The organism is Streptococcus acidominimus (assembly GCF_001921825.1).
Lineage (GTDB): Bacteria > Bacillota > Bacilli > Lactobacillales > Streptococcaceae > Streptococcus > Streptococcus acidominimus.
Map to the genome: position 1 here is coordinate 1 of NZ_MSJL01000023.1, position 25,468 is coordinate 25,468.

Consider the following 25,468-nt stretch of genomic DNA (forward strand, 5'->3'; position numbering starts at 1 on the left):
CTATTTTGGCTATAAAAACCATATTTGTGTCGATAGAAAATCAAAACTTATCAAACATTATGAAGTCACAACAGCTAGTGTACACGACTCCAATGTCCTAGCTCCTCTTTGTGATGGCAATGAAGCGGTTTTTGATGACAGTGCTTATGTTGGAAAATCAGTACCAGAAGGTTGTCGCCACCACACGATTCGTCGTGCTTTTAGAAATAAACCGTTGACTGAGACTGATAAGGTCATTAATCAACATATTGCCAAAGTCCGTTGTCGCGTTGAGCATGTTTTTGGCTTCATTGAAACGAGCATGAAAGGTAGCATCTGTCGAGCAATTGGGAAGGCACGAGCTAAAACCAATGTGACCTTAACCAACTTACTCTACAATATCTGTCGTTTTGAGCAAATCAAACGACTGGGATTGCCATCATGGGCTTAGTGCGCCCAAAAATAGGAAAATAAGCAAAAAGTAAGCTTCGAAAGCGAAGCTTACTGGAATTAATGCTTACAAATAGGGCTTACTTAACAACTACTTGAAGTTTTTAGAGGTGCCCTTAAGATAATATAAAGTATGAAATGGAAACGAGTACCTCCAGACTGGCTTTGCTCGTTTCCATCATCTGGAAGAGTGGACATAAAGAAGTGCCACTCGTGTCAAACGCTCTCGTATGTCCCTAGTTGCATTCTGCCAAAAGAGAAAGATATTCGATACATTCATGCTTGGAGGCACACTGTCGGTGGTCCAGTTGAACATTGGGAATCTCACTTTCTTGCCTACTTTTTCAAAGATGAAGCCTACTGTATAAGGGTGAACTTTTGATAATACGGTAGCCTTGAGCTTGAATGTCGTTAATCCATTTTTTAGGTAATTGATAGCAATAGTTTTTGCTTTTTCATAGTGTGCTTCGTAAAAATCAGAAGGACGAGCGAGCGCACTCAATGTCCTAATCCGATCGATTTCGAGTGCCAGAATCGCTTTGTCTACTGGCGTGATGTGGTAAGTTTTTCTACGAATGTCAGCGCTTGGTATAGCGATAATCTAAGCCAATTTGAGTAGGGCAAGCAGGAATAGTAGGTTATCTCGCTCAATGGTAGAGGTGTATTCCGCTTCATCAATTCTCCTTTCTGACTATATTGTTAAACTATATAGTTCTGTTAGACGTCCTACAACTATATAGGCCAACTGTATCCAAAAGATAGCGAAAATCTTCTCAAATAAGCAATCTTATGGTATAATAAAACGATTGAAAAAAATGTAGGAGGTTCTTCATGGGACGTAAATGGGCCAATATTGTAGCCAAAAAAACAGCGAAGGACGGGGCGAACTCAAAAGTTTATGCTAAGTTTGGTGTGGAAATCTATGCTGCCGCTAAAAAAGGTGATCCAGATCCAGAGACGAATACAGCCTTAAAATTCGTAATCGATCGTGCCAAGCAAGCACAAGTACCAAAACACATCATTGATAAAGCTATTGATAAGGCAAAAGGAAATACAGATGAGACTTTCGTAGAAGGTCGCTATGAGGGCTTTGGACCAAATGGTTCAATGCTGATCGTTGACACCCTTACTTCCAATGTTAATCGTACAGCTGCAAACGTACGTGCGGCTTTCGGTAAAAATGGTGGAAATATGGGGGCGAGTGGCTCTGTTTCTTACTTATTTGACAACAAGGGAGTAATTGTCTTTGCTGGTGATGATGCTGATAGCGTTTTTGAGCAATTGCTGGAAGCAGATGTGGATGTAGAAGACGTAGAAGCAGAGGAAGGAAGCATTACGGTCTACACTGCACCAACAGATTTGCATAAGGCTCTTGTTGCCTTGCGTGAAGCAGGAACAAGCGAATTTCAAGTGACAGAATTGGAAATGATTCCCCAGTCAGAAGTAGTCTTGGAAGGTGATGATCTTGCAACTTTTGAGAAGTTGTATGATGTCCTTGAAGATGATGAAGATGTTCAAAAAGTCTACACCAATGTAGAAGGATTTTAATAGCCTCGTTTGGTTTATGTTTCGTACTAGGCAGGGAGTCTGGGACAAAGGTAAACTTCATATAGAAAAAGCGAACAAGTTGTATTTTCTGTGATGCAGAATTTCTTCTTGTTCGCTTTTTAGTTTATTATGCTAATGGATGGAATTTGTTGATTTAGAATTTCTTATATAGTCATTTAGTTTATATTTTTATTACTTCGTTAACTCGTCTTGCTGTACCCCAGTACTACCTGCGACTCGTTGCCTAGTACTAAAAATAAACTAAACGACTATACTTGTCAAAAATCAAAATCTGACTAGGCAATGAAACCGTAGGTAGAACTCTATTCTTTCTTGTTTTAAGGGAACAGGCTAAAAACCTCCACGTGAGCTTTTTACTCAGCAAGGTGAATGAACGACGTCAGATTTTGATTTTCGTTGAGTATTAAATGATCTTGTAAGAGATATGTATTTATCTATTGTGAGAGCTTGGGATTAGCTGGTATAAGTAAGGAACAATCGGCTCTCCCTCTAATTCTTCCAAGGATTGAATCCAGCGAAAGTCAGTATGTTCTTCTGGGTCAAGGATAATGGGGGCTTGGTCGCTCAAGTGAGCGGCATAGACCAGCCTTGTAAAGACGGTCTGTTTTTCAGCATCAAACTGGCTATCTTCGTGGAGAATAGTAGACAGTACAATATGCTGGTTACATTCTTCTAGTGTTTCACGAAGGGCAGCAGCTTGTGGCAGTTCACCTTGTTCTACTCCGCCTCCGGGAATATCCCAAAAAGCAGGATAGACATTTTCTTGTCCTCGTTTGATAGTAGAGCGTTTGAGGATAAGATAGGCCTGTTGATGTTGAATCAGGGCGTGGGCAATCAGTCTGACTGACATGCTATCCTCCTATTTTCCTAAACAGAATTGGCTGAAGAGTTGGGTAATCAGCTCATCTGGTGCGGCGTCTCCTGTGATCTCCCCAAGAATTTGCCAGCAACGGGTCAAGTCTACTTGGAGTAGATCGACTGGCATTCCCATTTCAAGCCCCTCATTCACTGCCTGCAAGGCTTGAACGGCTTGCTCGATAAGGGAGATATGGCGGGCATTAGAGAGGTAGGTGGCATCTTGCTCCACGAGCCCTGCATTTTCAAAGAAGAGTTGGTTGATCCGTTCCTCAATCTGATCAATATTGTGATTGTGCAATACTGAAATGGCAATGGTATCGGCTGGTAGTTGATCTTGCTCAATTTGAATAGGGAGGTCTGTTTTATTGAGCAGGATAATCCGATTACTATCCTGACTAATGGTCAGCAATTGATGGTCTTGTGGTGTCAGAGGTTCGCTTGCATTTAAGACCAGAAGAACTAAGTCGGCTTCCTCTAGCGCTTTTTTAGAGCGTTCAACCCCGATTCTTTCTACGACATCATCTGTCTCACGAATCCCTGCGGTATCAATCAGTTTGAGAGGGACACCGTTGATATTGACATATTCTTCGATAATGTCGCGGGTTGTCCCCGCAATATCAGTGACAATGGCCTTATCTTCACGCAAAAGATTGTTCAACAGGCTTGATTTACCGACATTGGGACGACCGATAATGGCAGTTGCGATTCCCTCACGGAGGATTTTCCCTCGGCGTGCAGTTTTGAGCAAGCCCTCCAGTAACTGTTGAAATTCCTTGGTTTTCTCACGGACTAGCTTGGTCGTAGCTTCTTCGACATCATCATATTCTGGATAGTCAATATTGACTTCGATTTGAGCAAGGGTATTGAGAATTTCCTGCCTCGTATTGTTGATGAGCGTAGAGAGTGAGCCATCTAGCTGCTGAAGGGCTTGATGCATAGCCTTGTCTGTCTTAGCACGGATAATATCCATGACCGCCTCTGCCTGAGTGAGGTCAACGCGACCATTTAAAAAGGCACGCTTGGTAAACTCCCCGGGTTCTGCCATCCGTGCTCCCTGACGAATGATTAGCTGGAGAATCTCATTGGTGACTGCAATGCCCCCGTGGGTGTTGATTTCAACGATATTTTCCCGCGTGAAGGTCTTAGGTGCTTTCATGACAGAGACCATAACCTCGTCGACCACGATATTAGCAAGGGGATCGAGGATATGACCATAATGGATCGTATGACTGGCGACATCAGCTAGATTTTTTTCTTTAAAAACACGGTTTGCAATCTCAATAGCCTGACTTCCAGACAAGCGGACAATGCCGATAGCCCCCTCTCCGAGAGGAGTAGAGATGGCTGCAATAGTATCAAATTCTTTGGTAATCATACCTCTATTGTAACGAAAAGTCCCCTCTCTATCAAGAAAATAGAGAGGGAAGTGAGGATTGTCCTGCTATACGGCTGAATGCTTGAACAGCGAGTAGGTGGCATGGTGGATGTAGTTTGCGACCTGAGGGTTATTCATTGTATATAGATGAATCCCTGCCACATCTTGTGTCACTAGATCGACAATTTGGTCCACGGCATAGGCTAGGCCTGCGGCTCGTAGGGACTCGGGGTCGTGTTCATACTTGTCTAAAATTGCTCGAAATTTTCGTGGTAGGCGGATATTTTCGCAGGTATGGAGCAAGCGTAGCGCCTGATTACGATTGATAATGGGCATAATGCCTGCGACGATCGGCACATCAATGTCAGCCAGTTGGCATTTTTCCTGAAAATCATAAAAGACGTCGTTGTCGAAAAAGAGCTGGGTGACTAGGCTTGAACAGCCTGCATCCACTTTTTTCTTGAGGTGCTTAATATCTGAAATTGAATTTGGTGAATCAGGGTGGCATTCAGGATAGCAGGCTCCGATAATGTCAAAATGGGGTGCTTCCTCTTTGATAAAAGAAATCAAATCTGTCGCGTAGCGAAAATCGTTTTTGGGAGCGACATTGGGAATCCTGTCTCCGCGTAGCGCTAAGATGGTGTGAACCCCAATCTGGTCGAGAGCTGTCAGGATATTTGAGACCTGCGCCTTGGTCAGATAAATAGCAGGCAGGTGGGCGATAGAGGGGATCCCCAAATCGTTGTGGATATAGTCTGCCAGACGGACGGTGGTTTCTTCAATGTTGAACTTGTTATTGCTGGCGGTCACGCTGATAAAGTGCGGGGCTAAATCCTGCATGTCGTGGAGCGCCGAGAGGATTTTTTCATTGCCTGCAGCGGGATTGGGTGGAAATATTTCAAATGAAAGACTGGGAGTGTGCACCATTGTTTTTTCCTTTCTATATGAGTGAGAGGAGAAAACGAGGTTCTCTCCTTATCTATTTGGTGATTGCCTGACGGGCAAGCTTGGCAACCTCTACCAGACGAATGAGACTTTCGCGTGTTTCTTTGATACCACGGGTCTTGAGACCGCAGTCTGGATTGATCCAGACCTTCTGTCTTGGAACCTTGGCAAGAATCGCCTCAATCGTGTGGTCGATTTCCCCATCAGCTGGGACGCGCGGTGAGTGAATATCGTAGACCCCAGGTCCGACCTGTGTCTGGAAGTTTTGTGCCTTTAACTCGTCCAGAATGACGAGGTTAGAGCGGCTGGCTTCAAAGGAGATGACATCTGCATCCATATTGTCAATGGCTGGGATAATATCGGTAAATTCGCTATAACACATGTGAGTATGAATCTGTGTATCAGGCGCAACGGTCGAGTGTACCAAGCGGAAGGCTGGAATAGCCCAGTCCAGATAATCCTCATACCAGTCGCTTCTACGTAGCGGTAGTTTTTCGCGCAGAGCTGCTTCATCAATCTGGATAATCTTGATACCTGCTGTCTCTAAGTCAAGCACCTCTTCCTTGATAGCCAGTGCAATCTGCAAGGTTGATTCCTTAATAGAAATGTCCTCACGAGGGAAAGACCAGTTGAGAATGGTGACAGGTCCAGTCAGCATGCCCTTAACAGGCTTATCTGTTTTACTTTGAGCGTAGCTAGACCATTTGACTGTAATAGGTTGTAGGCGCGTTACATCGCTCCAGATGATAGGCGGTTTTACTCCCCGCATACCATAGGACTGCACCCAGCCATTCTTACTAAAGAGATAGCCAGACAAGTTTTGCCCGAAGTATTCTACCATGTCATTGCGTTCAAATTCACCATGGACGAGGACATCAAAGCCGACCTCTTCCTGCCACTCGATCCAATCGTCGATCTGTTTAGCGAGAAATGTATCGTAGGCTTGGGCAGAGACTTCTCCCTTACGGAATGCAAGACGGGTTGCCCGTACCTCTTCTGTCTGGGGGAAAGAACCGATAGTTGTCGTTGGTAACTCTGGTAATTTGAGGCGCTCTGCCTGTATGATTTCACGTTCCGCAAAGTCTGGCAAGCGGGTATAATCTGCCTCCGTTAATCCGGCAATCCGAGCTGCCAAGTCTTGATTGGTTCCAACCCGCTCTGTCCTAAACAAGTCCTTGTTACGGGCTAGGAGATCAGCTCCCCCCTCTGTCAAAATCGTATCCAAGTCACGGAGTTCTGCTAATTTTTCTACGGCAAAAGAGAAATGTTGTAAGATACTTGCTTCAAATTCTTCATTTACCGTTGTAAATGGGACGTGTAGGAGTGAACAAGAAGTGTTTAAGACAATATTGGTAGTAGGTATTTTTTTCAATAACGCAAGGCTTTTCTCATAGTCATTGCGCCAGATATTTTTTCCATTGACGATACCTGCGTAGAGGACCTTGTCTTCTGGAAAACCTGTTGAGACGAGTTCAAGCGTCTTTTTTCCTTCGACAAAGTCAAGCCCCAAGCCGTCAATTGGCAAGGTCAGTAGGTCTGCGTAGATATCTCGTACATCTCCAAAGTAGGTCTGTACAAGGACAGACAAGCCTTTTTTATCTGCTAAAAGTTTCTCATAAATATCTAAGAACAGAGCCTTTTCTTTAGCAGTTAAATCCTTGACCAAGCTCGGTTCATCAAGCTGAATGGTTTTGGCACCTAGATTCGCTAGTGTTTCAAAGACTGCTTGATAGGTTGCGACAATGCTCTCCACAAAGTCGGTAGGAGCGGTTCCCACTTCATAATCTGCCAACTGTAAGAATGTGAAAGGCCCGATCAGAACAGGACGCGTGAGCAGCCCTCGTTCTCTTGCTTCTACAAATTCATCAAAAATCTTGTTGGAAGCAAGTTTGACTTGGGTATCTTTTTCAAATTTCGGTACGATATAGTGGTAGTTGGTGTTAAACCACTTTTTCATAGGTAAGGCTCTAACATCACCTTTTTCTCCTTGATACCCCCTTGCTAGGGCAAAGTAGCGTTCCAGATCGGTCAAATCTAAGCTCTGCACCGCTTGGGGGACGACATTGAGCAAGAATGCCGTATCTAGCACAGCATCATAATGTGAGAAGTCGTTGCTTGGAATCTCTGTAATTCCTGCTTCCTTGACCAAGTTCCAATGCTTGCGGCGGAGCGTCTTGGCACTTTCTAGCAATTCTGCTTCGCCGATTTCTCCTCGGAAGTATTTTTCAGTTGTAAATTTTAATTCACGAAATTCGCCCAAACGTGGAAAACCAATAATTGTTGTGACCATAGGGTGCCTCCAAAATTTATTCTTGAGACTATCCTAGCAGAAAATAGTTCGTTTGTATAATTGAAAATGCTTAGGGATAGATATAGTTTAAAACTATATGTAAATAGCTCGAAGACCATGAAATAAGAAAAAGAGATATAGTTTAAGGGTTAGAAACGGCGAAAATAGTGGATAAGGGATACAGATTGTCTGGGGGAAATAGGGGTACGAGCAGGTATGCCACAGCTGTCTTGAATAGGAGTGATGAGCTGATAAAAATTTTAAAAGAGCTGATAAAAGATCCATATTAGACATGGAGGGTAGGGCGTGATAAGATAACAATAAATGAAAGGCAAGAGGTGGCAGATGAAGAAGGTGATAGTAGGGATTACGGGAAATGAAAAGGAAATGCCACCCCTGTCTGGCTTGACCTATGTCACGGTGGCGCGGGATCTAGCTGAGGGAGTGATCGCCGCGGGCGGTTTGCCGGTTGTCATCCCGATTGGGACACCAGATTTGGCAAAGGATTATGTGGGCATGGTAGACAAATTGCTTCTCTCAGGTGGTCAGAATGTGAGTCCGCATTTTTATGGGGAAAAGCAGGTGATTAAGAGTGATGACTATTTACTGGCGCGTGATCTGTTTGAGCTGGCTCTGATTGAAGAAGCCTTGAAACAAGGGAAGCCGATTTTTGCAGTTTGCCGGGGGATGCAGCTTCTAAATGTAGCCTTGGGTGGTAGTTTGCAGCAGGACGTTAGAAATCACTGGCAGGATCAATTAACAGGAACGTCTCATGGCTTGCAAGTTCGCTCCAAAAGTCGGGTCAGTCACCTCTTTCATCAGGGCAGTCAAATCAATTCTTTCCATCGACAAAGTATCAAGCACTTGGCTCCTGATTTGCGGGTAACGGCTCGTGATCCACGTGATGGAACCATTGAAGCGGTAGAAGGACGAGGTGGGCTGTCAGTTTTAGGGGTGCAGTGGCACCCAGAATTTTTATGCAGAGATTGTGACAGTAATCGGCGCTTGTTTGACTATATTGTTCATCAATTGTAATCATCTTCCTAGTCTTTGACTCCCTTTGGGGGAGGCTATGCTCGTTTCAATTATCTCTCGGATAGTTGCAGTGGGCTTTTTTTGCTGTTCCTTGAGTAGCAGGCAGGGGGAACTATAGAAAAATTGGACATAAAAATAGTACATTTATGATATGGTTCTCACCCTTTAAAACCATCTATCAATGTTTTATCCTAAACTTAGAATGTGTACTCATAGTTAATAGATATCATCACTTTTTAAAGCAGAAAAACTATATCTTTTTAGAGATAGGAACTTTTTTGATAAAAGTACACTTTATTTTCATTTTTTTAGACAAAAGAACTTGTATTCTTTGAATAAATATGTTAGTATAGTAATGAAAATAGAAAAGTCGTTCACCTCTATTTTCATACAAAAGTTAAAAGAGAAGTGGTCAGGCCTTTTATGACCACTTCTTTTTGGTTTTGAGTTAGGAGAGTAGTGTCAACTCATCAAGGTAGTTTGTGGAGAGAATGGGACTGAAAATGGCAGGGCATTGTATGCCGTGCTTGGTCGTTTGGCTGTCAGAGCGTCTGTTCCTTTGTCCCTAAAGGTCATCACATCTGTCATTCCCAAATAGAATAGCCAACTCTCATAAGTGAACAAGTCTGTCATGATTCCAGCAAAAAGCCCTAAAACCAAATGTTTTAGGGCGCTATTTTATATGGAAGCAGAGGCAGTAAAGAGTTATACTCTAGTCATCAACCTACTGACCACGACCTCTTAAAATGCTTGTTCCTATTTTAACCCTTGCTCGACTTTTTCAACTAAGGCTTAGGTGGAAAAGTTTTGGAATAGGGGTCTTCAATTGCTTATAGGTCAAAGACATCATTTAGATTTTCGGCTAGGGTTGGGTGAGTAAACAGCTGGTGTTTGAAGTAGGTGTAAGGGATATGGTTATCCATTGCAACAGTGATGATATTGATGATTTCTTGAGAACCAGTAGCGAAAATACTTGCTCCGAGAATTTCTTTGGTGCTTGTATTGACAACGACCTTGAAAGCTCCTCGTAGATTATTGTTGACATGGGCTCTCGGCATGCTTGCGACCGGTATTTCTTTCACAGCGTAGGGGAGATTAGCTTCTTTTGCTTGGGCTTCTGTCATCCCGATTTGAGATAGGGGAGGAGTAATGAATAGCGTATTAGGGATATTTTTCCGATTTTCGAGTGTGTAGTCTCCTGCTCCGGTCAAATAGTTATAGACAATCCGAGCATCATCGAGGGAAACGTAGGTAAACTGCGGCCCACCATTCACGTCTCCGACAGCAAACACACCTGGAACGCTTGTTTCACAATGTTTGTTGACTTGAATAGCTCCCTGTTTTGATAATTGAATATCAGTGTTTTCTAATTGCAGTGGTGCGACATTGGGTTTGCGACCTGTCGCATAGAGTAGGGCATCAAAAGAGTAGGTCTCATCTTCGGTGACAACGACAACCTTCTTGTCTTCGTTTTTAATTTCAGTTGTTCGAATGTTTTGCAGCAGTCTAATGCCATCCTCGCTTAGATATTGTTTGGCTAAGTGGGCAATCGAAGGCTCTGCTCGCGGCAAGAAAGTATCGGATGCGTCAAGGACAGTCACTTTGCTCCCTAGTTGATTATAGAGGGTTGCAAATTCTAAGCCGATATTTCCCCCACCTAATATCCCTAAGATCTCTGGCAATTCGCTCAACTGTTGGATTCCTGTTGAATCATAAACATAGTCGCTAGTTGCCAAGCCCGGGATTGGAAGGATATTGGAAGTTGCCCCTGTATTGATGATAATGATGTCCGCAGTGATTTCTTGTCTGTCGTCTCCCGCTACCATTTCCAGTACCTTATTTGAAATGAAATGAGCTTCTGCGTCGAAAAGATCGACACTTTTATCTTGAAGCATTGCATAATTTTTTTGATTTAAACGGCTCACAACAGCCTCTTTTTGTGAGAATACTTCTTCAAAACTCAGGTGCTGTTCTGCTGCCACAAGTAGTGTTTTAGTCGGGATACAGCCGATATTGATACAAGTTCCACCGTACATGGACGGACTACGCTCGATCAGAGCGACTTTTTTTCCTGCACTAGCGAATTTAGCAGCGAGTGTCTTTCCTGCCTTACCAAAACCAATAACAACGATGTCGTAATGTAACATGTGGATTCCTCCGTTTTTTTATTACTTGCATTATATCACTTCTAATTAAAAAATACCGAATTCTGCTACGGAACGATTTGACCTTTAAAGCGCTTCAGTTTTCTGCCATATTGATGGAACAACTAGCTTATTTTATAAAGGATATGCTTGCCTCAATAGTTGATATTTGCTGTAAAATCCTGTATAATATACTGATAAGTATGGGAGGAAAACCAATGGAAAAGAAAAAAATCATTCGCTTTTTGGTACTGTTGTCTGCTGGTGTATTATTAGCCTCGTGCGGTAATAGCTCAAAAGAAATGGGCAAAACAAAAGATAGTAGTGAAGTAGTGCAAACGGAGGAAGACAGGGTTCAAAAAGATGCAGAAACCTTACTCAATAGCGTTTTAACGGCAAGCGATCAGGGGTTTTCTCGACTATATGGTGAGTCGTATGATAAATGGACAAAAAATACCATCTTCCCAGAGCAGATTGAGGGGGCTGTAAAAGATAATAATTGGACACCAGAGACGAAATACACCTATCAGTATGCGAAAGATTTTGATAAACTAACACCCTCTGAAGTGGTGGAGCGCTTCCTAGAGACGCGACGTGATAATCTAAAAGATATTAAAGAATACGATATTACAGATATTGCTGTCTCTAACGATAAGGCTACCGTCACCTTTAAAGCTCGCCAAATCAACAATACAGCCTCCGCTAATGCAGTCAGCAATATCTATTTAGCCTTGGCAGAGGGAGATCTGGATGTATTCGGAGCTTTGAATCAAGCGAATGCAGCAGATAGTGAGTTTAAAAAATTGCATACCTTGGTTTCTTACTTCCTTTACTATGCAAACTTTAGCAATCTATTAGTGACTTATAGCGATATTCCCAGTCGTTTGAATGAGACGCCTTTGACCGAGGGGATCTATGAGATTACCTTTGACTTAGAAAAAGCTCAGGATGACCATTGGATTATTTCAGATAAAAATTACAAAAATCTGGTATCTGACCTGCTCAACTATGATGAAACAGCGACCCAGATTGTCTATCCAGATGGTACAAAAGCGAAAGAAGCACCAAAAGAAAGCAGTTCTTCTGGTGATGTTGGATAGGAAGCATTGAATATCAGCCAGTTGCTCTACTATTCAAAAGTCAAAAGAAAAATACCTATCGAAGCTAGAAAGGCTTATCCCTCGCATCAAGCAGGAGATAAGCCTTTTTGTTTGTGCTGTTGAGGTCGGGATCGAATCCCTTTTTCCCCTTAATCTGAAACGTGGAGTAGAGCCGTTTGCCTTACGTTTCGCATAGAGTTTAGGATAAGCTACGAGGGGGAGACCGAAAAATAGGGGACTGGCGCGTGTTCATTGAAGACAAGGGAGGCTAAAGGGAGCCACACTTGACACGAGTTTCCCCTCGTTCTATCTCCCACCTCCCACAGTCTATTTCTAGACTGTTCGACACGAGTTTCCCTCGTTTTATTTCCCACCCTCCACCGTCTATCCCTAGACTGTGGAAGTAGCTAAAGCAGAAATAGTTATGTCCCCCTAAAGGGAGCCATACTTGACACGAGTTTCCCTCGCTTTATTTCCGACCTTCCACCGTCTATTCCTAGACTGTAGAGGCAACTAAAGCAGAAACAGTTATGTCCCCCTAAAGGGAGCCATACCTGTAATCAGCTAAAGCAGAAACAGTTATGTCTCTTTTTCCGAGTTTTTAGCCCGTGTTCAATTAGAAAAGACAGACGAAACGACTATAAAAATACAGAAAATCAACACATGGTGCTCGGTCATATTTAAGATAAGATTAAGGCTTGAAACATAGAATGATATCATAGTAAGCGCTTTACAAAGTCCTTGTGTCAGGTACTCCCTTACTTGTAATCAAGAGTAGTGCTTGCACAAGTCAATCAATCATAAAGTAATGAGTATTTTAGGAGGAATTTCATGTCTATTTCACAGTTTTCTTGGCACGGTAGTGATAAGCGAAAGGCACTCGAAGCCCTGTTCTTATTTGTTGTTTTTTATGCGCTCAATTTTTTCCTAATTCAGGAACTGCCACACTTAGCAATAATTGAAAGGCTTCAAGTCCCTTATATCAGTGATATAGTGGTAACCCTTGTTGATGTAGGAACCCTTTTAGCATTATTGTATGTGATGAGGAAGCGCCATTTTGACTTGTCTGATAAACTGCTTCAAAAGAGCTTGAAGACCCTTATTACGGTCGGTGTCGTAGCATTTGTTCTTATTTTAGCGAGCGGTTACCTTTTAGAGTTTATGCGCCCCGTCCCCTTTGACGATCGGCTTATTACATTTTTTATTGAATTTATCGTAGCAGTGATTTCGGGTCCGATATTTGAAGAGGTTCTTTTTAGGGGATTGCTACTCAAGTACGTTTTTGCAGATAGACCGGAGATAGGTCTTCTGGTATCCAGTTTCCTCTTTGTACTGATCCATCCGTCAGTCGATTGGACTGCCTATTGGTATCACGGTATTCCGGGGATTATTCTTGGTCTAGCCTATAACTATTCGAAATCAATCAAGGTTCCGGTCGGTGTTCATATAGCGATTAACCTCGTATCACATATTAAGGTGAAACTACTGTAAGAGTATAAAAATGCCACAGCTGTTCAGCTTTAGCTGCAACAGCTGTGCGCTTTTTTTATTTATCGGATTTTTCTCCTACCTTAAACGACGATAAGCCCAGTATAGGAAATCCGTTTATCGCCCAGGAACCAGTCCAGACCTCCTGTTTCTAGATTGAGGCTAGGATAATCTACTGGCTTATCCTACTCTTCGTCATCAGGATAGACCCGCTCACCGTACTTTGCGATATATGCTTCCCGCAGTCTGTCTAATTCCTCCCACAGGGGTTCCTCGACCGCTTCCATTGTAGAGATTTCTTCCAAGCTTCGTTCATTGGCTTCCTCAAAGGTAAGCGATAGGAGGTCTTGGTGCTTAGATATAAATTCCTCAATCGTCAGCCATGTATTTTTATCGTCCTCGCTAATCAGTCCCTCCAGAGCGCTTGCCACCTCAATAGCCATAATATAGATAGCGCGTTTGTCAACTGTTAAGATAGTTTGATGAGAGGAAGTAAGTCTAAGACAGTCACCTTTTTCACGATAATCACTGATGAATGCATTTTCAAATTCCATTCCCAACATTTCTCTTCTTAGGGGTGAATGTAAATCTACAATCTTCTTATTACACCATCTATTATCATTATTCCACTTATTGTAGGATAGCCAAATATAGCAATCTTCTTGCAACATCTCATCATTTCCTGAATGGCTTAAACTTAGTTCTTTTCCCTCTCTTTCCTTAAACCACATTTTATGTGCCAGTTCCTCGTAGCCGAAAGATAACTGCTTGGTAAACTTGCTTTTAATATATAATCTCATCTCATTTCTCCTATGACTTCAGCCATTGATATGCATTCCAGATTTTCTTTACTAATTCATCAAGCTGTCCTTTCCCTAAGTTTCTAACTTCAGGTATATGCAGATCCTTGAGAACTCTGTAAATACTGTTTTTATCAGTTATTTCTGAAATAGGAATGTCAACTTTTAGTGGTGACCTTTTCCCTCCACCTGTTTGGATATGGATAGAATGGCTATCCGGCTCTGCATCAACTCGAATTTTAGCTTTTCTGCCATTGATTCTACCTTCCACAGGCTTGCCAAAGGTCTTACTGGTTGGTTTTGTTGCCTGCCAATGGTCATAACTCTGTGTAAAACTAAGTTGCAGATCTTTCGTTGCGAGTGCGATTTCTGACAAGCCATCCACTAAGGCAGCCGTTCCACTGGCTACGAATGTGGCTGATAGAGATATGCCAGCTGCAGCTGCAGAGGCAATGGGGATAGTAGCAGTCCCTCCTGTGGGGAGACTGAGGGCTATACCGCCAGTAGCACCTAGTCCAGCACTCAGGATTGTTCCGATTGAACCAGCTGTGATTTGGATGACTCCACTTAAAATTTGTGTAGCCTGCTCTCCTAATGCTTCTAATAATTGACTGTTTTTTTCTTCGTTGCCTTGCTTGGTCAGTTCTTCATCAAATGTCCCGTTTTTTAAAACGATGATTCCATCATTTGAACCAACATTGATAGGCACAAGGCTCACAATATTTCCCTGATGGTCAAATGTGAGCGCTTGGTTGACAGCTTGGATAATCAGTGGCCACTCACTCGCAGGCTTGCCCTCTAAAAGAGCAGTCAGTTCTTTCCGATAGAATCTAGCTGCTTCATCAGACAACATCAAGTCCCTAATATTCTGATTGATCAGAGACAGCTTTGGATCGTCTCCCCTGTCAAAGGTCTGGATATCTTGTCCTTTTAGGCTACTGAACCAGGCCATGGATATGCCCGTCGTATTATAATGCCCATTCGCATCTACCGTAATCTGGTGAAGAGCAGTTGCCCCTTGTATAGCCAGTTGAAGAACGACTAGGCTATCTAAAAAATAACGAGATACATCTTGATGGAACCATTCCAATTTTTGGATTCGTGTTTCAAGGTCACGAATACCAAGCTCCAATTGTCTCTTTAAATCCTTTAAAAGAAAAATCTGTTCCCAAAGGTGATCACTATTACCTGTGAGAAAGGATTGGAGCTGGGTCAGCAACTGGGAATTGCTTTCTAGCTGTTCCTCAACTAGGGCTAGACTTTGATAGCGATTGTTGAGCTGTTCTTTTAATTGGTCTAGATCAAGTATGCCGTATTCTGAAACGACAGAATCTGCATATTGGTAAGATGTCAATTCAGCTTGGATATCATCAACCGCTGTTTGTAATTTCTTGATAGATGGCACAATGACCTCTGCAAAGAGTTCTCGTCCAGCTGTATAGGCGGCACCTGTCAACTCTCCTGAATCCACAGTTGAAATCAAGTGGTCACATCCGCTGGACAATCGATCCATTATCTGTTTTGCAATTGCGATATTATTGTTCATAGCCTGCATTAGATTCTCTGAATCGGTGCTACTATATCTTAATCCCATGGTAGTTGGCTCCTTTCCTTGATAATGTGTTCACGCTGATCATAGTTGGAGCGTTTAAAGGATTGTTGGACATCGGCTAACATTGCCATCCCCCTGTCTACATATCGCCTCATTTGTAGATTCGTTTGCTGATGATATTCCAAGTCCCTTGTTAATGGAGTATGATAGGGCGTTCTTGATTGGTGGAGCAATTGTTCTTCTCGTCTGGATAATTGCTCAAAACGGTTATAAAATTCTTCAAGAGAGCCTTCAAAACGCTTTTTGAGGGAAATGAATTGGTCTTCTTGTTCTTCCAGTGCTAGGAGAGCTCGATTTAGCTCCTGCCGTTTTTCTTCATGTTTATCTTTCCTCATCTTATTTCTCCCAGCGTTTGGCTTCTTCCAGATCTTGTTTTGCAATTTTTTGAGCGATGTCGGGGAATTTCGTCGCTTGCGCGAGCGTGGCGGCGGTAAATTGACTGACGGCTTGTAAGATCTGATTTGTGACCTGACGTGCATTCTCCATCCCTGTAATCCCGCTCGAATAACCAAACTCGACCTGTTGGTTCTGCCTTGCGGAAACATCTATATCGACCAGACGAGAAATGGCTTCTTGTGCAGCGATTGTGCTCGATTTTATTTCTCCTTTTTCCATTTTTTATGCCTCCTACCCTTTATAATTTATCAGATATAGCATAGCATAAGTATCCTTGTTTTACAAGTTTTTAAAAAATAAAATGATGGTATTAGAAATTGTGCGGACGAGGGTAGTACCTTGAGTTTTTACGCTTGTTTATGCTGTCGGCGGTACTCGCTAGGACTGATATGAAAATAGTGTTTGAAGACGGAGCTGAAGGTTAGGGGGTCTACGTAGCCAACAGAGTATGCCACTTCTGTGATGCTAAGATCGGGATGAAGCAGGAGTTCACAGCTACGATCCATTTTGACTTGGAGAATGTATTCCTTGATCGAATAGCCCGTTTCTTTCTTAAAAATCTTGTAGAGATAGCTTCGATTTAAGGATAATTTCTCTGCAATTTCAGCGACCTTGAGGGGGGAATTGTAGCAGTTATGGATCATTTTGATGGCCTGTTGGACATAGTTTTGGGTCAGATGATTGGCTTTATAGAGGTCTTCATTTGGAAATTCAGCAATCAGATGCGCTAGTAGGGTTTGGAGTTGTCCGACAAGGCTCAACTCCGTAATGATGTTGAGCTTGTGGATAGGGCTCTCGGTGATGGCTTGCATGGTCTTTAAAATAGGAGAATGGAGGGTCGAGTGCAGGAAATACTGATCGAGCAAGGTTGTCTGTTGTAGAATCGCTTGGGCGCGTGTGCCACTGAAGCCTACCCAGATGTAAGACCAAGGCTCTTCTGCATCTGCCTGATAGAGCGTCACTTCATTTTGTGGAAGGATAAACAAGTCGCCCGCCTGCAACTCTGTCGTCTTGCCTTTGACAGTGAAGCGTCCTTTTCCGGACACGATAAAGTGTAGGACATAATTGTCACGAATCGATGGACCAAACGAATAGTTCTTATCGCATTGTTCTGCTCCGTAGTGGTCGACGTTCAGGTCAACATTGTATCCTTCAAGTTCATAGTAGGTATTCAGTATATTCATTCTTTCACCTCTTAGGAAACATTATACCATGTCTTGGTGACATAATTCTATTTTTTAAAACGCTTTCATTTGCTATAATTGTTCCTGTAAGAAAGATAGGAGAAAGAGAAAAAGTGATTAGATTTTATGCAGAAAACGGCTTGTTTCACTTACAGACACGGGAGTTTTCCTATGTGATGCAAGTCCTTGAGAACCAGCAATTAGTCCATCGTTACTTTGGTAAGCGAGTAAATCATTTCAGTTCAAGTAACAAAATGACATATCTAGATCGTGCCTTTGGCCCTAGTCCAATCTCTGGGAATCGCACCTTTTCGCTAGATGTTCTGCCATTAGAGTATAGCAGCAATGGTCTGGGTGATTTTAGAGAGGCAAGTGTGGAGCTTCGAAATAGCTTTGGAGTAGGACTTGATTTGAAGTATCAAGGGCATCGGATTTACAAGGGCAAACCAGCCTTGGAAGGCCTACCAAGCAGTTTTGCCACTGAAGATGAGGTGGAAACGCTCGAACTGGATCTCTACGATCAGTTGACAGAGATTAGGGTGACACTATTGTATAGCGTGTTTGAAGAAGGAAATTTCCTTGCTCGCTCGGCTAGGATTACAACAGGAGCACATGCGACCAAGATTGAGAAATGCCTCTCTTTTACCCTCGATATGCCAAGGAAAGATCTGGTCGTCCATAGTCTGATGGGGCGCTATGGTCACGAAAAGGAATGGACAAGAACTCCATTGACGAGTGGTCGCTATGAAATTGGTAGTGTTCGGGGTGCTTCAGGGCATTCACAGACCCCCTTTATTGCTTTGGCGGACGCAGCAATCACCGAAGACAGCGGTGAAATCTATACAGCCCATTTGGTTTATAGTGGCAACTTTAAGGCTTTTGCAGAGACGAGCCCCCTTCATCATACCCGCTGGGGAATCGGCTTGAATGATCAGGCTTTTAGCTGGCAGTTGGAGGCTCATCAGACCTTCCAGACGCCGGAAGCCTTGCTATCTTATACCGATCGAGGCTTGACAGCTATGACCCAGATTAGCCATACCTTTATCAAGCGTCATTTGGTTAGAAGTTCCTTTGTAGATAAGGTGCGACCAATCCTTATCAATAACTGGGAAGCGACTTATTTTGATTTCACAGAAGAAAAGATTTTAGAATTGGCACAGACAGCTAGCCAAGCAGGCATGGAACTGTTTGTTCTTGACGACGGTTGGTTTGGCTGTCGTGATAATGATGAATCTTCTCTCGGAGATTGGTTTGTCAATCGTCATAAGCTGCCAAATGGTCTAGGGGGCTTAGCCCAAGCCATCAATGACTTGGGGATGGAATTTGGTCTCTGGTTTGAACCAGAAATGATTTCGATCGATAGCGAGCTCTACCGCGAGCATCCTGACTGGGCCATTCAGATAACGGGACGTGATCCGATTTACAGCCGCGAACAGTTGGTGCTAGACTTATCACAAGATCAGGTCTGTGATTACGTGATTGACTCGGTTGCTAAGATTTTAGAATCTGCTCATATTACCTATGTCAAATGGGACATGAATCGTAATATTACCAGCATGCCTGAAAGTTTGGCAAATGGAGAACGTTACGAGTTTCACCATCGTTATATGCTGGGGCTCTACCGCATTTTAGAAGCCTTGACGACCCGCTTTCCCCACATTCTTTTTGAAAGTTGTTCAGGCGGCGGTGGTCGCAATGATTTGGGAATGCTCTACTATATGCCTCAGGCATGGGCGAGTGATAATACTGATGCGATCGGTCGTCTGTCTATTCAGGAAGGAACGAGCTTGATCTACCCAGTTAACTCAATCGGTGCCCATGTGTCGGCTGTACCAAACCATCAGGTCGGACGTGTCACACCACTTGAAACTCGCGGGAATGTCGCCATGATGGGAGGTGCCTTTGGCTATGAGCTGGATTTGACCAGCTTAGAAGCAGCCGAAATCCAAGCGATCAGTGAGCAGGTCGAGACCTATAAAGGCATACGGGAAACCGTGCAAAATGGTCAATTGTACCGCTTAGCCAAGACGAGCAATACCCAATCGACCCTATTTGTTCATCAGGATCGCAGTCAGGCTGTTCTGACCTTTGTCAAAATTTTGGCCCAGCCAGAAGCTCCCTTGATTCAGGTTCGCCTAAAAGGCTTAGACCCAGAAGCTCAATATGATTGTCCATGCTTAGGTGAGACATTCTACGGAGATGAACTGATGAACATTGGCTTGACTATGCCGTATGTTCAAAAAGATTACTTTAGTGTACAATATATTTTTAATAAACGATAGGAGGAGTTTATTGTATGAAAATGAAAACATTGCTTAAAGGTGCTACTGTTTGTGCGTTTGCCAGTTTCCTTGTTGCCTGTGGCAGTGCAGGTGGCAGCGATCAGGTTGAAATCGAGTATTTCTCACAAAAGCCAGAAATGCAAAAGGTTCTGCAAGAAATCATCGACGATTTTGAAAAAGAAAATCCAGATGTCAAGATCAAGTTTACCAATGTACCAGATGCAGGAACTGTTTTGAAAACGCGGATGGCAAACAATGAAGCGCCAGATGTGATCAATATCTATCCTCAAAATGCGGATTTTAAGGAATACGCAGCAGATGGTCGCTTCCTAGAAGTAGACAAGGAAGCAGGACTAGATCATTTGAAAGCAGGGGCAACTACTCCATACGAAGTGGATGGGAAAAACTACACCTTACCACTGACAGCCAATGCTTACGGAATTTACTACAACAAGGACAAATTCAAGGAATTAGGCTTGGAGGTTCCGAAAACCTATGCCGAGTTTGAAGCACTGGTCGCAAAGATTAAGTCAGATGGTAAGGCGGCACCATTTGCCCTTTCTCTAAATGATGCTTGGTCTTTAAATGGCTACCATCAATTGGCATGGGTAACGGTTGCTGGCGGATTTGACGGAGCAGAGGACTTACTTATCCGTACGCCAAAAGGCGGTGTCAAAGATGATGACAATGCCAAGGCTGTGACAAAACGCTTAGCTCTCTTGACAGATAATGGTCAAAAAGGATTTGCAGGTGCTCTTTATGCAGATGCAGTTGCTTCATTTGCAGTAGGAGATGCCCTCATGCTTCCTCAAGGTACCTGGGCAGCCACAGCTGTGAACCAGCAGGACCCAGCATTTGAATACGGCATGTTTGCCTTCCCTGGTGATAAAGAAGGTAGCGAGTTCACGGTTGGAGCAGCAGACCTTGCGCTATCTGTTAGTGCAACATCAAAACATCCGCAAGAATCGAAAAAATTCCTTGAATACCTTTCTCGTCCAGAAGTTCTTCAAAAATACTATGATGTAGACGGTTCGCCTGTCTCTGTTGAAGGGGTGAAAACAGAAGGTAAATTTAAGGAGACAGAGGGTGTCACCAAGTATGCCTTTACAGACAAACACGCTGTTTGGCTTCAAAGTGAATGGCAATCAGAAGATGAATTCTGGAATATCACAGTGGAAACAGTTAAAAAACCAGATTCAGCTGAATTGGTTAAAGATCTGAATGCCTTCTTTGACCCAATGAAGAAATAGATCCAAAGCCCGTTAAATACTCACAGCCCACTCTTTTAGGTAGTAACAGTCACCTCTCTGGCTGTTACTACCTATCTATAAAGTAGCAAGCTATTCGTTTTACGATAATCTTCTGCGAAAATCAAGATGAGACTTCGTCAACGGATCTTGATGAGGTCTCGTTTTGAATTTTGAAGCGGAACAATGTTGTCGTAGCTACGGTGGATGTTGTCGTCTCACATATACGGATGTTCATGCTATGCTTTGCATTTTTAGCGGTTTTATCTAGTATTAGGGTAGACGATTCGGAAATAGAGACCGATTTTTGGTCTTTTAAAATTGGTTTGTCCAAAGCCAGTTTTATACTCTATAAAAATCAAAATCTGACTAGGCAATGAAACCGCAGGTAGAATTCTGTTCTTTCTTGTTTTAAGGGAACAGGCTAAAAACCTCCACTGGAGCTTTTTACTCAGCAAGGTGAATTAACGACGTCAGATTTTGATTTTTGACGAGTATTAAAAGGCGAGAGATGGTTTTCTCAATGCCTTATATTAAATGTTAAGGAGAACAGACAATGAATCAAAAAGGATTTCTAGCCAAGTATTGGGCGTACTTGTTTGTAGCAGTACCCATTGGCTTACAGCTCATCTTTTTCTTCTATCCCTTGTTTACGGGTATCTTTTACAGTCTGACCGACTGGAATGGGATTTCCAAGAACTACCAAGTTATCGGGATTCAAAATTATATCGATATTTTACAGAATCCTGATTTCTATACCAGTATGACGTTCACAGTGCTCTTCACCATCGGGCTAGTCGTAGGAGAAATTGTCTTGGGCATTTGGCTTGCGACCCTGCTAAATCGGAAAATCAAGGCAGTTGGCTTTTTCAGAACTTGGTATTTCTTCCCAGCTGTTCTCTCAACCGTTACGCTCGGTTTGATCTTTGTACAATTGTTTAACTACGGCTTTACCCAAATTGGTGAGATTCTTCATCTAGAATGGCTCCAAGAAAATCTCTTGGTCAAGGAAAATACAGTTATTCCTGCGGTTCTTTTTGTAGCCTTGTGGCAAGGACTTGCAATGCCGGTCATCATTTTCCTATCAGGTCTTCAAAGCATCCCAGAAGATGTCAAGGAAGCGGCAGCTATTGATGGTGCCAACCGTAGCCAGCAATTCTTTAACATTGAATTACCCTACTTGTTACCGTCTATCAGTATGGTATTTATCTTGGCAATGAAATCAGGTCTAACAGCCTTTGACCTCATTTTCGCCCTGACGAGCGGCGGTCCAGATGGGAAGACCGAGTCGCTTGGACTTTTGGTTTACAATTATGCCTTTGTGCATAATAAATTCTCAAATGCCAATGCCCTTGCCGTCATCCTCTTTCTCTTCATCATTGTGATTTCACTGGTTCAGATGAAGATTTCCAAAAAGTTTGAAGTATAAGGTGGTCTCTTATGAACAAAGCAAAACAAAAAAATTGGTGGGTTTATCTGATTCTCTGTACCGGCATTCTCTTTATGTTTATTCCGCTTCTAGTGACAGTCATCAGCTCCTTTAAGCCGACCAAGGAAATTACCAGCAACTTCTTTGGTCTACCAAAACAGTTTACCCTTGATAATTATAGTAGGCTCTTTGAGGACGGTGTAGTACAATACTTTGGCAATTCAGCCATGATTACCATTGTTGCAGTTGTCTTGATGATTCTAGTCATTCCAATGGCAGCCTTTTCCGTAGCCCGTCAAATGAATCGGAAAACAGCCTTTAACATGATTTACTTCTTTTTGATTATCGGAATTTTCGTTCCCTTTCAGGTCATCATGTTGCCGATGACCAAGTTGATGTCTAGCCTAGGCTTGAACAATATTATCGGGCTGATCATTCTCTACCTAACCTACGCTGTTCCTCAAGCCCTCTTCTTATATGTCGGTTATATCAAAACCATTGTTCCAGAAGAAATGGATGAGGCAGCAGCTATTGATGGCTGTGACAAATTTACCATGTATTGGAAAATCATCTTCCCCTTGATGAAACCAATGCACGCAACCGTTCTCATCATCAATGCTCTCTGGGTATGGAATGACTTCCTCTTACCCCTCCTAGTCCTCAACCGTGACCAACGCATGTGGACCTTGCCCCTCTTCCAGTACAACTACAAAGGCATGTATTTCAGCGATTACGGACCATCTTTTGCCTCCTATGTTGTCGGCATCATCCCGATCCTTATCGTCTACCTCATCTTCCAAAAACACATCATATCAGGCATGACCAGCGGATCTGTAAAATAAGATACGAGGACGTTAAAAAAGCGACTGAAAATTAGGAAACATGACGAAGAAGCATAGCTTCTAGGAATGTTTATCTATTTTCCGAGCTTTTAGTCCGAGTTCAGTTGCGTAAGATACGAGAGCGTTAAGCAACTCCTAGACAAAATAGGCAATCGAAGCAGGGTGTCTTGCACCCAATGAGATTGATCTTTTTGTCAGTGAGTTGTAGCTCGAGTTCAGTTACATAAGATACAAAGCCCGTTAAGAACTCAAAGCGAAAATAGGAAATACGACACAGAAGCAACTGCTTCTAGGAGTATTTATCCCTAAAGGGAGCCACACCTGTAAGCAACTAAAGTTGCAACAGTTGCGTCTCTTTTTCACACAGTGCTTAGTCCGAGTTCAGTTGCGTAAGATACGAGAGCGTTTGACACGAGTTTCACTCGTTCTATTTCTGACCTTCAACAGTCTATTCCCAGACTGTTGAAGCGAGCAAAGCAAAAATGGGAGTTTTGACGAGTGAAAAGCTCCAGTGGAGGTTTTCAGCCTATTCCCTAAAGGTAGCCACACTTGACACGAGCGTTGCTCGTCCTATCTCCAATCTTCAACGGTCTATTCCTAGACTGTTTGACACGAGTTTCACTCGTTCTATCTCCCACCATCCACAATCTATTCCTAGATTGTGGAAGCAACTAAAGTTGAACAATTGTGTTTCTATTTTCCGAGCTTTTAGGTTGAACTCAATTACCCAAGATACGAGGACGTTAAGCGAGCAAAGCAAAAATAGGAGATTGACGCTGTGTTCCACAAACACGAGGAAATCTATCTTTTTTGCACAGCTCGTAGTCCGAGTTCAATTACCCAAGATAGGAGAGCGTTTGACACGAGTTAACGAAGTAATAAAAGATAAACTAAATGACTAGAAAAGATAAACGAAGAGATGACACACAGCCATTGGTGCTTAATGCGTATAAGTAAGGAGAAACCTATGAAAATAAAAAACCAAGCCATGTTGATTACCTATTCGGACAGTCTAGGGAAAAACCTCAAAGATTTAAAAAAAGTTTTAGAGGGATCACTCAAGGATACAGTCGGCGGAGTGCATATCTTGCCATTCTTTCCGTCATCAGGTGACCGCGGATTTGCTCCAATGGATTATACCAAGGTTGATCCTGCCTTTGGAGATTGGGAAGACATTGAGGCTCTTAGCAAGGATTACTACCTCATGTTTGACTTCATGATCAACCACATTTCAGCCAAATCCCCCTACTTCCTAGACTTCTTAGAGAAAAAAGATGCCTCTAAATATGCAGACTTATTTATCCGCTACAAGAACTTCTGGCCCAACGGTGAGCCAAGTCAGGAGGATGTGGATCTAATTTATAAACGCAAGCCTCGGGCACCCTACCGTATAGCGCGTTTTGCAGATGGTAGCGAGGAAAAAGTTTGGTGTACCTTTGATGAGCAGCAAATTGATCTGGATGTGACGACAGAGACAACCCGCCAATTTATAAAAGAAAACTTGGAAAACCTTGCCAAGCATGGTGCGTCAATTATCCGTCTGGATGCCTTTGCCTACGCTAATAAGAAAATCGGCACCAACTGCTTCTTCGTTGAGCCAGACATTTGGGACATGCTCCATTTTCCACGTAATCTCTTAGCGCCACAGGGAATCGAGATTTTACCAGAAATTCATGAACACTATACCATCCAACAGAAAATCGCAGCGCAAGATTACTACGTCTACGATTTTGCCTTGCCAATGCTGGTTCTTCATGCCCTGTACTCTGGCAATGTTAATCGTCTGGTTCACTGGATGGAAATCTGTCCACGGAAGCAGTTTACCACCCTTGATACCCACGATGGGATTGGAGTGGTAGATGTCAAGGATCTGTTAACAGATGAAGAGACGGAAGCGACGCGTGAAGCGCTCTATGCACAAGGTGCCAATGTCAAGAAGATTTACAGCACCGAGGCCTATAACAACTTGGATATTTACCAAATCAACTGTACCTATTACTCGGCATTGGGCAATAACGACCAAGCCTATCTGCTAGCGCGCGTCTTACAGTGCTTTGCTCCCGGTATTCCACAGATCTACTATGTCGGTCTCTTGGCAGGGGAAAATGACATTGAACTGCTGGAATCATCTAAGGAGGGGCGCAATATCAACCGCCACTATTATGATGTGGACGAAATCGAACGGGAAGTCCAACGTCCGGTGGTTCAGTCGCTCTTTAAATTGTTGAAATTCCGCAACAATAGTCCAGCCTTTGACGGTGAATTTGCTGTTCAAATGATGGACGCCCACACTCTTCGCATTGCATGGGATAATCAAGATGCGGGAATTGTTGCCCAGCTGACAGCGAATTTGAAAGATAAGACCTTCGAAATAATTGAAAGAGTAGAGGGGGAAGAGCTACATATTTCCCTGTAACTAAATGCTGTACGCTTCATATTCAAT

The 25,468-nt window shown here is 43.0% G+C and carries 21 protein-coding genes; 10 read left to right on the forward strand and 11 right to left on the reverse strand.

What is annotated here, in order from left to right:
* The coding region (locus BU200_RS05930; protein ID WP_142237025.1) for a transposase at nt 1-430 on the forward strand (430 nt) is incomplete at its 5' end.
* A gap of 830 nt (nt 431-1,260) precedes the next feature.
* Nucleotides 1,261-1,977 (forward strand): YebC/PmpR family DNA-binding transcriptional regulator, encoded by a 717-nt coding sequence (locus BU200_RS05935; protein ID WP_075099299.1) that lies wholly within the window; start codon nt 1,261-1,263, stop codon nt 1,975-1,977.
* Nucleotides 1,978-2,428: 451 nt separating this feature from the next.
* Here the strand turns inward: BU200_RS05935 and BU200_RS05940 are convergent, their stop codons facing one another.
* The 4 genes from BU200_RS05940 to metE form a co-directional block, all read right to left on the reverse strand.
* Nucleotides 2,429-2,848, reverse strand: a complete 420-nt coding sequence (locus BU200_RS05940; protein WP_075099300.1) for an NUDIX hydrolase — start codon at nt 2,846-2,848, stop codon at nt 2,429-2,431.
* 9 nt (nt 2,849-2,857) lie between these two features.
* Complete coding sequence (gene mnmE / locus BU200_RS05945) at nt 2,858-4,231, reverse strand: tRNA uridine-5-carboxymethylaminomethyl(34) synthesis GTPase MnmE (RefSeq protein ID WP_075099301.1); 1,374 nt, start codon at nt 4,229-4,231, stop codon at nt 2,858-2,860.
* 66 nt (nt 4,232-4,297) lie between these two features.
* On the reverse strand, nt 4,298-5,158 hold the full coding sequence (gene metF / locus BU200_RS05950) for a methylenetetrahydrofolate reductase [NAD(P)H] (RefSeq protein ID WP_075099302.1): 861 nt from the start codon (nt 5,156-5,158) through the stop codon (nt 4,298-4,300).
* A 52-nt stretch (nt 5,159-5,210) separates the two neighbouring features.
* Entirely contained in the window at nt 5,211-7,466 is a 2,256-nt protein-coding gene (gene metE, locus BU200_RS05955; protein WP_075099303.1) for a 5-methyltetrahydropteroyltriglutamate--homocysteine S-methyltransferase, read from the reverse strand.
* Between the two features lie 345 nt (nt 7,467-7,811).
* Here metE and BU200_RS05960 point away from each other — a divergent pair, with 345 nt between their 5' ends.
* Nucleotides 7,812-8,501, forward strand: coding sequence for a gamma-glutamyl-gamma-aminobutyrate hydrolase family protein (locus BU200_RS05960; RefSeq protein ID WP_075099323.1), 690 nt, complete (start codon nt 7,812-7,814; stop codon nt 8,499-8,501).
* A 462-nt stretch (nt 8,502-8,963) separates the two neighbouring features.
* Here BU200_RS05960 and BU200_RS11120 read toward each other — a convergent pair whose 3' ends face one another.
* Together BU200_RS11120 and BU200_RS05965 are read right to left on the reverse strand one after the other, a co-directional pair.
* A complete protein-coding gene (locus BU200_RS11120) occupies nt 8,964-9,134 on the reverse strand; it encodes a hypothetical protein (protein ID WP_172459329.1) in 171 nt (56 codons plus the stop codon).
* Nucleotides 9,135-9,331: 197 nt separating this feature from the next.
* Nucleotides 9,332-10,648 (reverse strand): FAD-containing oxidoreductase, encoded by a 1,317-nt coding sequence (locus BU200_RS05965; RefSeq protein ID WP_075099304.1) that lies wholly within the window; start codon nt 10,646-10,648, stop codon nt 9,332-9,334.
* Between the two features lie 215 nt (nt 10,649-10,863).
* On the opposite strand from BU200_RS05965, the gene BU200_RS05970 reads away from it, so the two are divergent.
* A complete protein-coding gene (locus BU200_RS05970) occupies nt 10,864-11,745 on the forward strand; it encodes a hypothetical protein (RefSeq protein ID WP_075099305.1) in 882 nt (293 codons plus the stop codon).
* An 831-nt stretch (nt 11,746-12,576) separates the two neighbouring features.
* Nucleotides 12,577-13,236, forward strand: coding sequence for a CPBP family intramembrane glutamic endopeptidase (locus tag BU200_RS05975; protein ID WP_075099306.1), 660 nt, complete (start codon nt 12,577-12,579; stop codon nt 13,234-13,236).
* A 182-nt stretch (nt 13,237-13,418) separates the two neighbouring features.
* Here the strand turns inward: BU200_RS05975 and BU200_RS05980 are convergent, their stop codons facing one another.
* From BU200_RS05980 to BU200_RS06000, 5 genes are all read right to left on the reverse strand, one after another.
* Nucleotides 13,419-14,033: a hypothetical protein gene (locus BU200_RS05980; protein ID WP_075099307.1), complete on the reverse strand. Its 615-nt coding sequence runs from the start codon at nt 14,031-14,033 to the stop codon at nt 13,419-13,421.
* A gap of 10 nt (nt 14,034-14,043) precedes the next feature.
* A complete protein-coding gene (locus tag BU200_RS05985) occupies nt 14,044-15,627 on the reverse strand; it encodes a hypothetical protein (protein ID WP_075099308.1) in 1,584 nt (527 codons plus the stop codon).
* The gene (locus BU200_RS05990; protein ID WP_075099309.1) at nt 15,618-15,980 is read right to left on the reverse strand and encodes a hypothetical protein; all 363 of its coding nucleotides are present in this window, start codon (nt 15,978-15,980) and stop codon (nt 15,618-15,620) included. Before BU200_RS05990 ends, BU200_RS05985 begins: the two co-directional genes overlap by 10 nt.
* A gap of 1 nt (nt 15,981) precedes the next feature.
* Nucleotides 15,982-16,260 (reverse strand): type VII secretion effector, encoded by a 279-nt coding sequence (locus tag BU200_RS05995; RefSeq protein WP_075099310.1) that lies wholly within the window; start codon nt 16,258-16,260, stop codon nt 15,982-15,984.
* Between the two features lie 128 nt (nt 16,261-16,388).
* Nucleotides 16,389-17,225, reverse strand: coding sequence for an AraC family transcriptional regulator (locus tag BU200_RS06000; RefSeq protein ID WP_075099311.1), 837 nt, complete (start codon nt 17,223-17,225; stop codon nt 16,389-16,391).
* Between the two features lie 113 nt (nt 17,226-17,338).
* Here BU200_RS06000 and BU200_RS06005 point away from each other — a divergent pair, with 113 nt between their 5' ends.
* From BU200_RS06005 to gtfA, 5 genes are all read left to right on the forward strand, one after another.
* Nucleotides 17,339-19,507, forward strand: coding sequence for an alpha-galactosidase (locus tag BU200_RS06005; RefSeq protein ID WP_075099312.1), 2,169 nt, complete (start codon nt 17,339-17,341; stop codon nt 19,505-19,507).
* 14 nt (nt 19,508-19,521) lie between these two features.
* Nucleotides 19,522-20,757, forward strand: coding sequence for an extracellular solute-binding protein (locus BU200_RS06010; protein WP_075099313.1), 1,236 nt, complete (start codon nt 19,522-19,524; stop codon nt 20,755-20,757).
* Between the two features lie 553 nt (nt 20,758-21,310).
* Nucleotides 21,311-22,183 carry a carbohydrate ABC transporter permease gene (locus BU200_RS06015; protein ID WP_075099314.1) on the forward strand — a complete coding sequence of 291 codons (873 nt, stop codon included), beginning with the start codon at nt 21,311-21,313 and terminating at the stop codon, nt 22,181-22,183.
* 11 nt (nt 22,184-22,194) lie between these two features.
* Nucleotides 22,195-23,025 carry a carbohydrate ABC transporter permease gene (locus tag BU200_RS06020; RefSeq protein ID WP_075099315.1) on the forward strand — a complete coding sequence of 277 codons (831 nt, stop codon included), beginning with the start codon at nt 22,195-22,197 and terminating at the stop codon, nt 23,023-23,025.
* Between the two features lie 967 nt (nt 23,026-23,992).
* Nucleotides 23,993-25,441: a sucrose phosphorylase gene (gene gtfA, locus BU200_RS06025; protein ID WP_075099316.1), complete on the forward strand. Its 1,449-nt coding sequence runs from the start codon at nt 23,993-23,995 to the stop codon at nt 25,439-25,441.
* Nucleotides 25,442-25,468: the final 27 nt, after the last annotated feature.